At 61.4% G+C, this 15,195-nt stretch carries 12 protein-coding genes; all 12 read left to right on the top strand.

From position 1 onward, the window contains the following. Positions 1-345: type II secretion system major pseudopilin GspG (gene gspG, locus ABIZ35_RS05840; RefSeq protein WP_348218936.1), on the top strand; the 345-nt coding region annotated here is incomplete at its 5' end. Then, positions 338-889, top strand: coding sequence for a hypothetical protein (locus ABIZ35_RS05845; RefSeq protein ID WP_348218937.1), 552 nt, complete (start codon positions 338-340; stop codon positions 887-889). The genes gspG and ABIZ35_RS05845, both read left to right, overlap by 8 nt. Continuing rightward, positions 882-1,280 (top strand): type II secretion system protein, encoded by a 399-nt coding sequence (locus ABIZ35_RS05850; RefSeq protein ID WP_348218938.1) that lies wholly within the window; start codon positions 882-884, stop codon positions 1,278-1,280. The genes ABIZ35_RS05845 and ABIZ35_RS05850 overlap by 8 nt, the downstream gene beginning before the upstream one ends. A gap of 200 nt (positions 1,281-1,480) precedes the next feature. Beyond that, complete coding sequence (locus ABIZ35_RS05855) at positions 1,481-2,230, top strand: prepilin-type N-terminal cleavage/methylation domain-containing protein (protein ID WP_348218939.1); 750 nt, start codon at positions 1,481-1,483, stop codon at positions 2,228-2,230. Continuing rightward, entirely contained in the window at positions 2,227-3,513 is a 1,287-nt protein-coding gene (locus ABIZ35_RS05860; RefSeq protein ID WP_348218940.1) for a hypothetical protein, read from the top strand. The genes ABIZ35_RS05855 and ABIZ35_RS05860 overlap by 4 nt, the downstream gene beginning before the upstream one ends. Further along, positions 3,510-4,823, top strand: coding sequence for a PilN domain-containing protein (locus tag ABIZ35_RS05865; RefSeq protein ID WP_348218941.1), 1,314 nt, complete (start codon positions 3,510-3,512; stop codon positions 4,821-4,823). The genes ABIZ35_RS05860 and ABIZ35_RS05865 overlap by 4 nt, the downstream gene beginning before the upstream one ends. Beyond that, a complete protein-coding gene (locus ABIZ35_RS05870) occupies positions 4,820-5,392 on the top strand; it encodes a hypothetical protein (protein WP_348218942.1) in 573 nt (190 codons plus the stop codon). Before ABIZ35_RS05865 ends, ABIZ35_RS05870 begins: the two co-directional genes overlap by 4 nt. Further along, complete coding sequence (locus ABIZ35_RS05875) at positions 5,385-6,131, top strand: hypothetical protein (RefSeq protein WP_348218943.1); 747 nt, start codon at positions 5,385-5,387, stop codon at positions 6,129-6,131. The genes ABIZ35_RS05870 and ABIZ35_RS05875 overlap by 8 nt, the downstream gene beginning before the upstream one ends. 70 nt (positions 6,132-6,201) lie before the next feature. Next, positions 6,202-8,862 (top strand): secretin N-terminal domain-containing protein, encoded by a 2,661-nt coding sequence (locus ABIZ35_RS05880; RefSeq protein ID WP_348218944.1) that lies wholly within the window; start codon positions 6,202-6,204, stop codon positions 8,860-8,862. Positions 8,863-9,207: 345 nt separating this feature from the next. Further along, complete coding sequence (locus ABIZ35_RS05885; protein ID WP_348218945.1) at positions 9,208-11,730, top strand: glycoside hydrolase family 2 protein; 2,523 nt, start codon at positions 9,208-9,210, stop codon at positions 11,728-11,730. A gap of 56 nt (positions 11,731-11,786) precedes the next feature. Next, positions 11,787-14,147: an extracellular solute-binding protein gene (locus ABIZ35_RS05890; RefSeq protein WP_348218946.1), complete on the top strand. Its 2,361-nt coding sequence runs from the start codon at positions 11,787-11,789 to the stop codon at positions 14,145-14,147. 24 nt (positions 14,148-14,171) lie between these two features. After that, positions 14,172-15,092 (top strand): carbohydrate ABC transporter permease, encoded by a 921-nt coding sequence (locus ABIZ35_RS05895; protein ID WP_348218947.1) that lies wholly within the window; start codon positions 14,172-14,174, stop codon positions 15,090-15,092. The last annotated feature ends 103 nt before the right edge of the window (positions 15,093-15,195 follow it).

Below are 15,195 nucleotides of genomic sequence, written 5' to 3' on the forward strand. Positions count from 1 at the left end.
GCGCTCATCGTCCCGCGTCTCGTCAGCCGCACCAGCGACGCCAAGCGAGCCTCGGCTTCCAGCGACATTTCGACGCTGAGCAGCCTGCTACAGCAGTATCGCCTGGACAACGACGGGTACCCATCGACCGAGGAAGGCTTGCAGGCGCTTGTCACCAAGCCGAGCGCCGCGCGCAACTGGAAAGGCCCCTACACCACCAAGGCGCTTCCCACCGATCCATGGCAAAGCGAGTATATCTATCAATCCCCCGGTCCGGATGGCCAGGACTTCCTGATTACCTCCTATGGAGCGGACAACCAGCCGGGAGGCGACGGCGACGCAGCTGATATCACCAGCGATGATTAGCAAGCGTTGGCAAACGATCGGCGCACGGCGGCGGACCGCGGCGGGATTTACACTGATCGAGCTTTGCATCGTTCTGGTGGTCCTGATGCTCTTCGTCGGTCTGGTCGTTCCCAATCTCGCCGCCGTCAAACGCTCCCGAGAGCTTGCGGTGGTGGAGGCCTCAATCGCCCGTCTTCCCATTCAGGCTCGAAACGAAGCGCTGACGGCCAAGACCCCCGTGACCATCCGCGTCAGCGGCTCGTCGCTAATCATGGAGCGCACGCCCACGACCGGCGAAGTGCAGTCGGTCCGGCAGGTGGATCTAATCGACGGCATCCAGATCGAGGCGGCTCAGCTCAACGGTCAGACGGTGAGCGGGGACGGCTGGAAATGGACCGTTTATCCGGACGGGACCTCGGATAGCGGCGGCCTTCAGTTCACCGAAGGATCGCTGCAAAAATCGCTCCTGATGACGGACAAGAGCGAGACGCGCTGGCTCGGCGAGGCGCTTCCGGATACGACTCAGGACCGATGGCAGGCGGGAGAATTGCAGCAGCGTGGTTAAGAGATTGGCGAAATCAGGTTTTACGCTGGTCGAAGTGATCATCACGACGATGATCGTCGCCATCGCGATCACCGGCGTCTTCGGCGGCATTCGCGCCCTGACGGCGGCCGATGTCAAGGCGCGTGACGCCGACCTGCTCCAGCGTCTGGCCTCGGAAAAGGTCGAGGACATCCGCGTCAACGGCGATCCGAACACCTACGGTACGAACGGCGATTTCACGGATCGCGGTTATCCAGATGTCTCCTGGACCATGGAGATCCAAACGGTCAGCACGGCGAATGTCGACCAATTGACCGTCACGGCGGCCAGGGCGAAAGAATCGCAGGCGATCACCGAATTCGTGTACGTCCCGCCCGCCACGACCACAACGACGACGACGCAAACGCCATGAACGATCGCAAGAAACGAATGCAGGCGGGCGCAGGAAGCCGGCGATTGAAATCGCGCCTAGAAGTGCACGATGTGCCCCTCCGGGCACTCCAGATTGTGCCGACTGCGTTTATTTTCTGGGGTCCACGAAGGTCGGGCGCCCTCTGGGCGTCGTGCACTTCTAGCCGCGAATTCATTCGCCTGGCTTCTGAATGCGATCCGATGTCCACGAACACTGAAGTTACCAATCGGCGACGCTTTCAATCCGGCCTAACGCTGATCGAGCTGCTGCTGGCGCTGACGATCGCGGCGATTCTGGGAATGGCGCTGGCCTTTGCGTTTCAAGCGGCGAGCCGGCTTCAGCGGGCGCACACGGCGCGTATGGCCGATCAGGACGCCACAGACCGGACTGAGCGCGAAATCACACGCGTCCTGCGCGGCGCCAGGATCACGGCCATCGCGACCGACACGACGACGTTTTTCCAGGGCGTCTCCGCTGGAAGCCAGACCGACCTCGGCTGCGACCGTTTGACTCTGACCACGACGGAGCCGGGAGTGCCGACGCCGTCGCAGGAGAGCGCGGACGATTTCGAAACACAGCATCAGTCGCGCGGTCCGGTTGGCGGCCTCAGCGAAGTCTCGATCGGTACGACGCCCGTGGGCGACGCGAACTCACACACGGGACTGTTCGAGCGCATCCAGCGCCCCAGCGACGGCGATCCGACGCAGGGGGGAATGGAATCGACGCTGAACCCGGAGATCAGTCAGATCGGGTTCCAATTCTGGAACGGAACAGCTTGGATCAGTTCCTGGGACACGGTGGCGACCTCCGATCGTCGTCTTCCGGCGGCCGTGCAGGTCAGCTACCGGCTGAGCAATGCGACCGACGACATGGTGCATGTGTTCGTGGTCGCGATCCCGGCCAGCAACGTGACAGAGGCGAATCCCGATTCGGCGCAGGGCCTTTCATGAGAGTAAGAGGATTTATCTATATTGAGGCGCTGATGGTGATCCTGGTGCTGGTGGCCCTGATGGCGATCATCGCAGCGGACCAGCGCGCCTCCATGCAGCAGACGCAAAATGGGCTGCGCGAGCGCCGCGCAGAAGCAGCGGCCCGCTCGGCGGTGGCTTACGCACTGGCGACACTGCAAACGGCGGATGTCAATCAAGTCACTCAGAACGACGCCTGGGGACAGCTTGGCGACAATGGCGGCACATCTTACGATGTTACGGACGGCTCTACTTTCCGTCTAGAGATCGTGGACACCGGCTCGATGGTGAATGTGAATACGGCGACAACCGCGCAGCTGCAATTGCTGCCGCTGACGCTGGAGCAAGTCGACTGCCTGCTCGACTGGCGCGAGACGACGACGCAGCCCCGGGCCGATGGCGCGAAGGACCAATATTACAACGCTTTGACTCAGCCTTACAATACGCACTTAGGACAGCTCAATACGCTGGATGAGCTGCTGCTCATCAAGAACTGGACCGGAAGCATGCTCTACCAGCCGCAGACGACCGTCACGACCAGCGCGCAGCCGATTGTGGACGAAGCCGGAAACACGCTGCCGCTGGCGTCTGTGCTGACCGTAGACAGCGGCGCCGCGGACACACGCGCCGACGGATCGGCGCGCATTGATTTCTCGCAGCGGGGAATTACCCCCGCGACGCTGCGAAACGCGGGGATCAGTCCGCCGACTGCGGCTTTGATGGCCCAGCGCGCGCCGTTCACCTCATTCCAAACGCTGTTCCGGCAGGTTCCCATGAACGCGAATGATCAGCAGATTGTGCTGAATGTCGCCAAATTTTCCACCGTGTCGCGAGCGGCGGGCAAGATCAATCTCAACACCGCCTCGCAGTCCGTACTGATGACAATACCGAATATGACACAATCGATCGCCGCCACTTTGATCACGCAGCAGAACAGTGGCTACACATCCCTTGGCCAGCTGGCGACGACGCTGCTGCTCACCCAGGAACAGCTTGCCGAGTTCGCCGACTACTTCACAATCGGCGGCGACACCTGGATCATACGCGCCTACGGAGTCAGCGGCGGCGTTGGCTCGGCGGTGGAAGCCACCGTCCGCGTCGCAAGCTCCGCGCCCCAAATTATCAACTGGCGTCAATTGAACACGCCGAGCATTCCCGTGTGGTGGGACTGGAGCGCCGACTCGACGTCGACACTGGACGCCGTCTCGATCACAAACACCACGACCACATCCACAACAACGACTAACTCAGGAGGAGCGCAATGAGCCGTAGTCCCGCCGCGCCTCCCATCCATGTTTCCTGGACGCCCGGATCGGTGGAGGTCGTCAACGCCGCCACCGGCGCCCGCGCCAGCGCTGTTGCGCTGACGGATCTTCGCGCATTTTGGAACGGAAATAAAAACGTGCTGGTCGGCGTCGGCCGCAGCCTTGTCTTTTTGAAAACAGCGCGACTTCCCAAAGCCGCGCCGGATGACCTGCGCCGAATTCTGGGCATCCAGATGGCGCAATTGTTTCCCCTGCCGCCGGACCAGCTTTCGTTCGACTTTCTTCAGACGAACGATCACAACGGCGACGGCTATCTGACCCTGATCGGCGCGATCCGATCCGAAGACCTGCGCCAATTGAAGCAGGAGCTGCGCGACGCGGGCATCCAGGCGGAGCGGATCCTTCCCCTCTCGCTGGCCGCCCCAGCCGCCGCCGCGAGCGCCGGCGCTCCCAACGCCATCGTCGCCGCCCCCGATCCCGGCGGCCTGGGACTGGACGTCGTTCAGGGTGGGATCATTCGATTTAGCCGTCTCGCCTCCCTGGACAGCGATGTGGCCGTCGAAGCGCAGCGCACCATGGCGGCGGCTCAGTCCGGCGCGCTTCCCCTGGTCGCCGCCGGTAACCTCACGCTCCCTTCGGGGCTCACCAGCAGCAGCGATCTGCTCACCCTGCTGGACCAGGCGCCGCCGTTCGCGTTCGAGCTGGCGGAAGAGCGCAATCTCGAAGAAAAGACCCGGCTCGCGAAGCGCATGCGGATGGCGACAATGATCACCGTTCTGGCGCTTCTGCTCTGCCTGGTTCCCTTTCTCAACCGCAGCGACGATATCCGCGCCGTCCAGCGCAGCAACGCCTCCTGGTCGCGTCAGTCGAAACGCATCACAGCGGCAAAGGACGCGGAACTGGACAAGGCGCAGACGGCGATCCATATACAGACGATCCTGAAAAGCGCGTTCGAGCCGGCGCAGCCGATGAGCGATGTGGTTGCTTATATCTCGGATCAGCTGCCGGCCGGCGCGTGGCTCACGGGAGTTGGCGTCGAGCGCGGCAAGGCGATCCAGCTGCGCGGTATGGCGAAGACCTCGGGCGATGTCACGCAGTTCGTCAACGCTCTGGGCGCGAGCGCACGATTTCGGGATGTCAAACTGGTATTCGCGAGCACCGGAACGATCGGAACCGTCCCAGTCGTCCAGTTCAACATTACCGCCATCGGCGTCGGTAACCTGCCGATGCCTGTTCCCGAAAAGGCCGCAGTCGGAGGGCGCAAGGCGACGACAACCGTCACTACGAAAACTACGGGAGGTTCGCGATGATCAACTTCAAAAAACGCGAAGAGATCCTACCCAGCGTTATGATCCTGTTTTCGATCATTATCATGACCGGCACGCTGTTTTACATGCTGCTTGTTCGCGCTCCCACCGTCGCCAACGCTGAGAAGCTTCACAAATCGGCGCGCAAGCACATTTTGAGCGACACTCATATGGCCACGACGCGCGCCCATGACGCCCAGGTCGCCGCCGCGCCGCGCCTCTGGCCCGGCGACGCGCGGTCGGTGACATCGGCGGTGCTCGCCCAGCTGACAGACACCGCGCGGCAGGAAGGCGTCACATTGACATCGTTCCGTCCCCAGCGCGGACAGACGCTCGAAGGGGTGTCTGAGCTTCGATTTGCCGCCCAGGTCTCCGGGACCTACCCGCAGGTGCGCAATGTCCTGGCGTCCTTCGATGCAAAGGGCGCCAAGACGGCCCTGCGATCGGTGGACATGGCTGCGGGCGGCGCGAAGGCGAACGTCGTCACCGCAACCATCGGCCTTTCGGCTTTCCTGCCCGCTTCGGAGACGACCGTGACCACGACGGTTCATACGGGAGGCGCGAATGGCTAAAAAGATCAGTCGTCCCGTCATTTACTCGCTTCTCGCCGCCGTCGTTGCAGGCGCCGTGGTGTTTCTGACTGAGCCGGACGCGCCGGTCAAGCACACGAAGCCTAGGCGCACTAATGTGACTGTCCAGGTGGCGGACGGCGTTACCGAAGCCGATTTGAACGCGCACTTCGCCCGTTACACTGGCGGCAAGCGCGACTCCTTCGCGCCGGCTGTCACGCCGGTCAAGCCCGCCGCCGCTGTGAAACCGACGCCCAAGCCGATCAAGGTCGCTTCGGACAAGGGAACCTGGGAGCTGACGGGGGTCAACACCATCGACGGCGCCGCGAGCGCCGTGGTGGAGAACCGCGCTTCCGGCGACGTCGCCTTCTTAAAGACGGGCGACACGTGGCATGGTCTGCATGTCGTACAGATCGCTCCAGAATCCCTTGTTCTGGAAAACGAAATCGGCCAGAAGACCCGCCTGGCGTTCAAGACGGAAGAGCCGGACACTCCCAGCGCCCTGGCTGCGTCGGCGAATGTTCCCGGCGCGCCGCCACTGCCGTTTGGACAGCAGGGCGCGCAGCCTCAGCTCGTTCCCATGCCGATCCAGCCGCTGCCCGGCCTGACGCCTGGAACAGCGCCTGGGTTTGCTCAGGGCGCGACGCCCGCGTTTACGCCAGGAGATACGAGTGGAGCGGATAACGGATTTGGCGATCAGGGCGGCGGCCGCCGCGGACGCCGTGGACGCCGTCAGAATTAACCTTTGAACTTTGGCCGCGCTGGCGTCCGTCGCCGCGCCCGATCCCTTGTGGAAAGAAGACCGTACGATTATGAGGACTAAACAATCCATCGTCATGCTCGCAGCCCTCGCCGCCTGCGGGATACCCGCGCATGCTCAGTTCGACCGAGGCGGCGGTGGCGGACAAACGCAGACTCCCGCGCCGCCCCCCTGGAAATCGTTCAACTTAAACCCGAACACGCGCGTCACGCTGGACTTCCGGAACACGAACGTCGACGCCGTTCTGCATATCCTCAGCAAGGCAAGCGGCGTGACGATTGTCAAAGATCCGTCACTCACCGGCGGCATCACTGTGCAAAGCCCCACGAAGCAGTCGCTGGGCAGCGCCTTCGCGATCCTGAACGCAACGCTGGGCTTGAAGAACTACGAGATCGTCAAGCAGGATAACTTCCTGCTGGTCAAGCCGAAGTCACAGCGTGGCGGGGGCTTCGGCGGGTTCGGAGGCTTCGGTGGAAGCCAGGGTGGCCAAACCGGAGGCTTCGGTGGATTTGGCGGCGGCGGACGAGGCGGATCCAGCTTGGTAATGCGCGTTTATCCGATCAAGTACGCGAGCGCCACGCAGCTCGCCCGCGCCATCAACGATGTCTTCGCGAACGCGGCCGCAGCGGCGGCTGTCGACGCCGCGAATAATGGCGTCACCATCCCCGGAGTTGGAACGTTCCCTGGGGCCGCTCAAGGCGGCTTTGGAGGCGGACGAGGCGGCGGTCGAGGAGGCCGAGGCGGCGGCGCGGCGGCTACCCCTGCCGTCAAAGTGTCGGCCGACGAATACAGCAACTCGATCATCGTCAACGCTTCCAGCCGAGATCAAGATCAAGTCGCCGATATCATCGATCAGATCGACAAGCCGACCGCATCACCACGTCAAACAAAGGTCTTCAAGCTTCAATACGCCGTCGCAACGGACGTTGCGACGGTGCTCCAGGGTGTCATTAGCAACAGCACAACCCTGGGACGCGGCAGCTCGACGACCAACAATAACCAGCGAGGCGGCAATCAAGGTGGAGGCGGGTTTGGCGGGCGGTTCGGCCAGTTCTTCGGCGGCGGACAATCCACCCAAAATACCGCGAACGGCACAGTCGTTGCCGAAACGCGCACGAACTCGGTGGTCGTAACCGCGACGCCGGAAAACATGGCGGTCGTCACGCAGCTAATTACGCAGATCGACAAGCCGGTCGATTATGTCGGCACGACCTTCGTGTACATGCTCAAAAACGCGCGCGCCGATGTTGTCGCGAACCTGCTCAACCAGTCTTTTGGCCGCTCGGGATCGAGCTCTTCCACCGCGAACGGCGGATCACTGACGGGACAAACCGCGTCGACGAATACCAGCACAACAGGCATCAGCCAACTCGGCGGCAACAACAATAATACAAACCGAAACAACAATCAGAATAACAACACATCGCGCAACGCTTCCGCATCGACGACTTCGATTACCACAGGTCTCGACAGCCAGGGGCGTGTCGTCAACGTGCGCGATCTGAACAATCAGGTCCTGCTCATTCCCAACATTGACACGAACAGCGTCATTGTCGTCACGGCGCCCGAAAATCGCACCCTCGTGGAATCGATCCTGAACCAGCTGGACGAAATCCCAGAGCAGGTCATGATCGAGACCCTGGTCGTGGAAGCCAACCTCGACTCCAGCAACGCGCTGGGCGTCGAATGGAACTTCGCCAAAGGCGCTCCGTTCGGTATCAAGGGCGCGACGGCCACTGGTTCGCAGTCGTTCGGAGTCAACGCCAACACAGCTCAGCCGCAGGGCTTCCGCTATACCCTCACGGCCGCCGACTATTCCGTGTTTGTTCAGGCCGTCAAGAGCGACACACGGTTTGATGTCCTGAGCACGCCGCGCATCTTCACCACGAACAACGCGCAGGCGCAAATCAATATCAGCCAGAGTATCCCGTATGTCACCAGCCAGACCACGGACCTCAACAACGGAACGATCTCCAACTACTCGTTCCTGGACGTCGGCATCGTTCTGACGGTAACGCCGCGCATCACCTCGAACGGCTATGTCACGATGGACGTCACACAGACCGCCAATGACCTTGTCAGCTACACCTCGTTCAATGCGCCGATCGTGAATCAGCGCGAAGCGCAGACCACGGCCAGCGTGAAAGACGGCGAGACGATCGTCCTCGGCGGCATCATGAACACGTCCTTCGGCTCGACGGTCTCCAAGGTTCCGATCCTGGGCGATATCCCGCTGATCGGCAACCTGTTCAAGTCCACAAGCCGAACGAAGAAGAAGACCGAGCTTCTCGTCTTCCTCACTCCGCACGTCGTGCGCGATCCGGAAGAAGCCCGCCGTCTGCGCGAGCAAACGGTCCAGGGGATCGATCCGGCCGTTCGCGGACGCCTTCCAGCCGCCCTGCTCGGTTCGACGACCAGTCTAAGCAACGTACAGCCGGTGAACCCGGCGCCGGTCGCGCCGCCGATCGTCAATCCGACCCCACCGGTCACGGGTGATCCGCCGGCGGCCGGCCCCATCAAGACCACGGTCACCATCACCCCGCCCGCCGGCGCGGCGGCCCCCGCCATCACTGCGCCGGCAGCGCCGGCCCCAGCGCCAAACATGGACGGCGGCGCGGCTCCCACGGAAGCGCCGGCGACGGACGGCGGCGCACCGGTCGACGCGCCGCCCCCGCCCGCCGGCGGCGACGCTGGCGGTGGTTCGGAAGAGTAATTCAGTTCGGATTCAAGCGCCCGGCGATTTCGATCGCTGGGCGTTCTGATTCACCGATTCCATTACGCTTCCTCAACTCCTTCTGCATCCCCCACATAACGCAAAACTGCGCAAGTATTTTCATCATTTCTCTTGACTATAAAAACGTTTTCTGTTAAACTCAATTCAAGATATTTCAGAGAAAACGGGAAAAATGACACTTTCACAGGATTGCTGAAAACTATAATTTATTTTCAGAAAAACACTGAAAAATCTTGACAGACACGGTTACTCTTGATATGATTATCATACAAGAGAAGCCGCCGCCGTCCTGGCTCGGCAGCCTTGGATGAGAGGCTTGTCTGTATGAGTAATTTTTCATCACACGTCATTCGAACGGCTTTGACCAATGATTGGCGCGTCCGCGAAGCGCCGCGTTCCGATGTCCCCGATCATCGCCGCCTCGGATGGATGCCTGCGCAGGTTCCAGGACACGTTCATCTGGATCTGATGCGCGAAGGCGTGATCGCCGATCCGTTTCAGCGCATGAACGAACGGGGCGTAGAGTGGGTCGATGAAACCGACTGGATCTACGAAACACGATTCACGGTGGACGAGATGACGCCGGCGCATCGCATGCTGGCGTTCCATGGTCTGGATACGATCGCAGAGATCGAGCTGAACGGCGAAGAGATCGGGCGCACGGACAACATGTTCCTGACGCATCGCTTTCCCGTGGATGGCCGGCTGAATGTGGGAGAGAACATTCTGACCATCACCTTCCGCAGCGCCATGCGTATTGGGCGCGCGCGGCAGGAGGCATGGGAAGCGACGCATGGCCCGACGATGCCGCCGCATTGGGATAACTGGGCTCCCCGCTCGTTTGTCCGCAAGGCGCAGTACATGTACGGATGGGATTGGGGTCCGGTGCTCGCCTCCTGCGGGCTGTGGGCGCCGGTGGAGCTGGTGAGCGTTCCCGTCGCCGAGATCCGGGACTGGAAATACGATTACGAGTTTCTGGACAGCGGCGAGATCTCAGTGAGCGTGACGGCGACCGTCGAGCGTCATCAGCCCGGCAACGGACTGACGCTGGAAGTATCGCTCGGCGCGGACAACTGGACCAATGCGATGTCGATCCGTGTACCGGAAGACGCAGGTACGCACGAGATCGCGCTGCCCGCCGTGGCCGTTCGATGTCGGCGCTGGCAGCCTCGTGGCCTTGGCGACGCCGTGAGATATCCACTGCGGCTGGCGCTTCGGCAAAACTTAGAGGATCTTGACGTCCGAGACGCCAAGATCGGTTTCCGAAAAGTCGAGCTGATCCGGGAGCCGGATCTGGACGGAGCGGGTGAAGGCTTCAAGTTCCGTGTGAATGGCGTGGACATCTTCGCCAAGGGCGCCAACTGGATTCCCGAGGATTCGTTTATCACGCGCGTCACCGAAGAACGGCTGCGCGAACGGATCACACAGGCTCGGGACGCCGGGTTCAACATGCTGCGCATCTGGGCAGGCGGTTTCTATGAGAGCGAAGCATTTTATGACATTTGCGATGAGCTGGGAATTTTAGTCTGGCAGGATTTTCTTTACGGCTGCGCCTACTATCCAGACCTGGACGAGTATGCTGAAGGCGCAAGACGGGAAGCTATTCAGGCTGTTCGCCGCATTCGCAATCATCCGTCTCTGTGTCTCTGGTGCGGCAACAACGAAAACCACACGATGTACGCGGAGGGCTGGGGCGGACAGCGCCCGCCCCGGCATATCGGCGAGCATCTCTACCATGAGATACTGCCGGAAGTGCTCGCGGCGGAAGACCCGAAGACGCCCTACTGGCCGTCCTCGCCCTACGGCGGCGACACGCCGAACAGCGCGCAGTTCGGCGACTGCCACAACTGGGACGTTTGGCACGGACGCGGCGACTGGGTGCATTACACCGAGAACGATTCGCGTTTTTGCTCCGAGTTCGGTTTCGCGGCCTCCTGCGGCATGTCCGCCTGGAACGGCGCGATCGCTCTAGAAGACCGCGCGCCGCGCTCACCGGCCATCCAGTGGCATGATAAGACACGCAAGGGATACGGGATTTATCTTGGTATGCAGGACATCCACTTCCCGGTGTCGCAAACGCTGGAAGACCTGGTCTACTACAGCCAGTGCAATCAGGCCGAGGCGATGCGATACGGGGTGGAGCACTACCGGCGACGCATGGGGCATTGCTGGGGAACGCTGATCTGGCAGCTCAACGACTGCTGGCCCGCACATTCCTGGTCGATGATCGACAGCGCCGGCGAGCCGAAGGCGGCGCTCTACGCCGCCAAGCGATTTTACGCGCCGCTGCTGCTCTCGCTTTATCGTAAAGGCGACCAAGTGGAAGCGCATCTGGTCAACGATCGATCCGCACCGATCCCGGGGATGCTGACGATTACGCTGCTTGGATTCGATGGGACGATCTGGAGCCAGGAAGAAGCCAGAGCAAAGGCGCCGGCTAACGCAGCGGCCATCGTGCGGACGATGAGCCTGGATGCCGCGCGTGGCAGAGAGCGATCCGCACTGCTGCACGCGCGTTTCACACCCGCCGACGGATCGCCGACCGCCGAGAGTATTCTCCTGCTGGCTGAGCCGAAGGAGCTGGAACTGGAGGCGCCCACGATCCACGTGCGTCACGAACGAACTGGGGAGAACGAAATTGCTGTCACGCTCGCCAGCGAAACGTTCGCCCCATATGTGTGGCTGCGACGCGGCGACGATACACCGCTCGCGGCGTCGGATAACTTCTTCCACTTATTGCCGGGAGAAGCGAAGACAGTCGTGATTACCTCGAACTGTCCGTGCGGCGGCGCGGATTTGGCGGAGAAACTCGTCGTACGCAATCTGGCGGATCACGCGCCGGCCTAAGAAATACCTGTCGAAAGCGCCCCGAAGCCCAAAACTTCGGGGCGAAGGAAACATTCATGTCCATCAAACGCGTTCTTCGGATCGCTTTGCTTCTATTGCTGTTCATACCGGGCGTGCTCGCCCACGCCGAATCTCAGAAAACGGTGCTGCGGTTTCGCTTCTGGGGTGATTTCAAAGAAATCGCCATTATCAATAAAACCGTGGAAGCCTTTGAGCGCGACCACCCAGGCGTCACCGTTCGCGCCGAGCGGCAGCCTGCGGGCGACGAATACGTGCAGAAGCTCATCATGGAGCAGGCGGCGGGCCTGGCGCCCGATGTCCTCTTCTGCGGCGACAATTACTCCGCTCTTGCGGGCCGCGGCATTTTGGCGGATCTGACTCCCTTCCTTCAGGCCGATCCCTCCGTCCACCTCTCGGACTACTATCCGCAAATGGTGGATGCTTTCCAGAACAACGGCAAGCTCTACGCCCTGCCGCGCGATATCGCGCCGATGGGCCTGATCTATTACAATAAGTCGCTGTTCGATAAAGCGCACCTGCCCTACCCCGACGGCAGATGGAGCTGGGATTACAAGCCGCATCCTGAGCGCGGCGCCAAGGACTTCCTGACGGTCGCGCAGAAGCTGACCCGTCACGACAAGTCCGGCTCCAACTCCGTCTACGGCTTCGCGGGTGGATGGTCGACGCAGACCATGAGCAATTTCGTGTATTCGTCCGGCGGCGACTTCATCGACAATTATCATGCGCCGAAGAAACTGCTGTACAGCGATCCGCTGGTGGTCAACGCCATCCAGCTGACCGTGGACATGATCCAGAAATACAACATATCTCCCTCCACCATTGAACTGCAATCGTCGGCGGTCGGACCACACGAACTGTTCACGCAGGGCCGCATCGCCATGTACTGCACGGGCGTCTGGGAAGTGCCCCGTTTCCGCGACGAGATTAAGAAGTTCGACTGGGACATCGCCGCCTTTCCCGCCGGCCCCACCGGCAAGCATGGCGTGATGACGGGATGGTCCGGATACGGCCTCACCACAGGCGGCGAGCACAAGCAGGAAGCATGGGAGCTGGTCAAGTATCTGGCCGGCGTCAAGGGCCTGACAGGACTGGCGCAGGCCGGTCTCGCGCAGCCCGCCATCGCCAAGCTCGCCAACTCGCCGGCCTGGCTGGACAACGCGCGCCCCAAGAACCGCAAGCTCACGATTGAGGAAGTCCCCTATGTCCACTTCGGCCCCCTGAACTCGAACTGGAGCGAAATCAACTCGATTATCAATCCCAAGCTCGAATTGGTCTGGAACGGCACGCTCACGGCGCAGCAGGCGGTGGATCAATTCATGGGTCCCGCACAGGCGAAACTGGACGAGATCAATAACCCGCCCCATCACCCCAATCTCAACTGGGGCGCGGGCCTGGGCGGCATGCTCGTCATCACCCTGCTGATCGTGGCGTGGGTATGGCAGGGAGCGCGCAAGGACCTGAAACTGGGCCGCAAGATCGGATCCAATGCCGAGGCGAAGGCGGGCTACGCCTTTATTTCGCCGTGGCTGATCGGCGCGGTCGTGTTCGTCCTCGGCCCGATGCTCGTATCGCTGCTGCTCGCGTTTTCGTCCTGGGACATGATCGCCCCGGCGAAGTGGGTGGGCATGGGCAACTTCGCCGAAATGGCGCACGACGAGCGGTTCTTCCGAAGCATGACGGTGACGACGCTTTACACGATCTTCTCCGTGCCGCTGGGCGTCGCCGGCTCGCTCGCGCTGGCGCTGCTGCTGAATACGAAGATCCGGGGGCAGGCGATCTTCCGCACGCTGTACTATATCCCGGCGGTGGCGTCGTCGGTCGCCGCATCGCTGATTTGGCTGCGTCTCTTCAATCCCGAGTCTGGCCTTCTGAACTATCTGACCGCCGTGCTGCACCTTAACCCGGTGCTGCAAGCGCTCGGCCTGACCGATCCGTCCAAGGGATACGTCAACTGGCTCGGCTCAGAAAAGACGGCGCTCGGCAGCCTAGTTGTGATGAGCCTGTGGGGCATCGGCGGCGGGATGGTCATCTATCTCGCGGGCCTGCAAGGCATCCCGCAGTCTTACTACGACGCCGCCGAGGTCGACGGCGCGACGGTCTGGCAGAAGTTCCGGCACGTGACCCTGCCGCTCCTGACGCCGACGATCTTCTTCACCCTGATCATGGGCGTGATCGGATCGCTGCAAACGTTCACCCAGGGCTTCGTCATGACCAATGGCGGCCCCAACAACGCCACCCTCTTCTACGTTCTGTATCTCTACCAGAACGCCTTCAGCTTTACGAAGATGGGCTACGCGAGCGCGCTGGCCTGGGTGCTGTTTATCGTCGTCCTGATCATTACGATGCTGCAAATGAAGATGTCGCGCTGGGTCCATTACGAAGGCGCGGAGAAGTAGCGAGAAGGCTCGGAACCCAAATCCATGACTAACACCATTACCCCACGGACGCGGCCAATGACGCTGCCTCCGGTCAACAAAAATGAAGTCGCGGCGGCCTCCAACACCAAAGCGGCCCGCAAACGTGCGGCGATTCTGCTGTTCACGCTCGCCGCCGTCGGCGCGCTGCTGACGCTCACGCCGTTCTACCTGATGCTGGCGCTTTCTCTGAAGACGCCGGATGAGATTGCGGCCAGCCCCTGGGCCTGGCCGCATTCGCCGCAGTGGATCAACTACGTCAAGACGTGGACAATCGAAGGAACCGGCGTCACCTTCTCGCTCTTCTTCAAGAACTCGCTGACGATCGCGATCCTCTCCACCGTGGGGACCGTGCTGTCTTCATCACTGGTGGCGTTCGGCTTCGCCCGTCTGCGCTTTCCCGGCCGCGACCGCCTCTTTGTCCTGCTGCTGGCGACGATGATGCTGCCGGGAATCGTCACCATGCTTCCCTCATACATCGGCTTTAAGTATTTGCACTGGATCGACACGCTGAAACCGCTGATTGTCCCCTCGTTCTTCGGCGGCGCCTTCAACGTCTTTCTCCTGCGCCAGTTCTTCATGACCCTGCCGCGCGAGTTGGACGAAGCCGCCCGCCTCGACGGCGCCTCCTACTTCCAGATCTATTGGAAAATCCTGATGCCGCTCTGCCGACCCGCCCTCATTACCGTGGGCCTGTTCGCCTTCATCGGCGCCTGGAAAGATCTGATGGGTCCACTGATCTACCTGAACTCGACAGAGAACCAGACATTGGAACTGGGCCTGCGCACATTCCAGACCATCCACGGCACGGACTGGAACCTCTTAATGGCCGGCTCCGTGATCGTCCTGATCCCGCTGCTGATTCTGTTCTTCTTCGGCCAGCGCTACTTCATCCAGGGCATCGTGATGTCGGGTTTGAAGGACTAAGGCCTGATCGGCTCACATCAAAAAGCGCCCCTCGTTCGAAGATCGATCTTCGAACGAGGGGCGCTTTTTGATGTGAGCCGATCAGGCCTTAGTCCTTCAAACC

Origin of the sequence: Capsulimonas sp., from assembly GCF_039929585.1 — a bacterium.
In the GTDB taxonomy this organism is placed as follows: Bacteria; Armatimonadota; Armatimonadia; order Armatimonadales; family Capsulimonadaceae; genus Capsulimonas.

What these genes read in the sequence shown, in the direction of transcription:
- ABIZ35_RS05865 (WP_348218941.1), top strand. Translation starts at nt 3,510, where the DNA reads ATGAGCCGTAGTCCCGCCGCGCCTCCCATCCATGTTTCCTGGACGCCC.
- ABIZ35_RS05860 (WP_348218940.1), top strand. Translation starts at nt 2,227, where the DNA reads ATGAGAGTAAGAGGATTTATCTATATTGAGGCGCTGATGGTGATCCTG.
- ABIZ35_RS05890 (WP_348218946.1), top strand. Translation starts at nt 11,787, where the DNA reads ATGTCCATCAAACGCGTTCTTCGGATCGCTTTGCTTCTATTGCTGTTC.
- ABIZ35_RS05895 (WP_348218947.1), top strand. Translation starts at nt 14,172, where the DNA reads ATGACTAACACCATTACCCCACGGACGCGGCCAATGACGCTGCCTCCG.
- ABIZ35_RS05855 (WP_348218939.1), top strand. Translation starts at nt 1,481, where the DNA reads ATGTCCACGAACACTGAAGTTACCAATCGGCGACGCTTTCAATCCGGC.
- ABIZ35_RS05880 (WP_348218944.1), top strand. Translation starts at nt 6,202, where the DNA reads ATGAGGACTAAACAATCCATCGTCATGCTCGCAGCCCTCGCCGCCTGC.
- ABIZ35_RS05845 (WP_348218937.1), top strand. Translation starts at nt 338, where the DNA reads ATGATTAGCAAGCGTTGGCAAACGATCGGCGCACGGCGGCGGACCGCG.
- ABIZ35_RS05875 (WP_348218943.1), top strand. Translation starts at nt 5,385, where the DNA reads ATGGCTAAAAAGATCAGTCGTCCCGTCATTTACTCGCTTCTCGCCGCC.
- ABIZ35_RS05870 (WP_348218942.1), top strand. Translation starts at nt 4,820, where the DNA reads ATGATCAACTTCAAAAAACGCGAAGAGATCCTACCCAGCGTTATGATC.
- ABIZ35_RS05885 (WP_348218945.1), top strand. Translation starts at nt 9,208, where the DNA reads ATGAGTAATTTTTCATCACACGTCATTCGAACGGCTTTGACCAATGAT.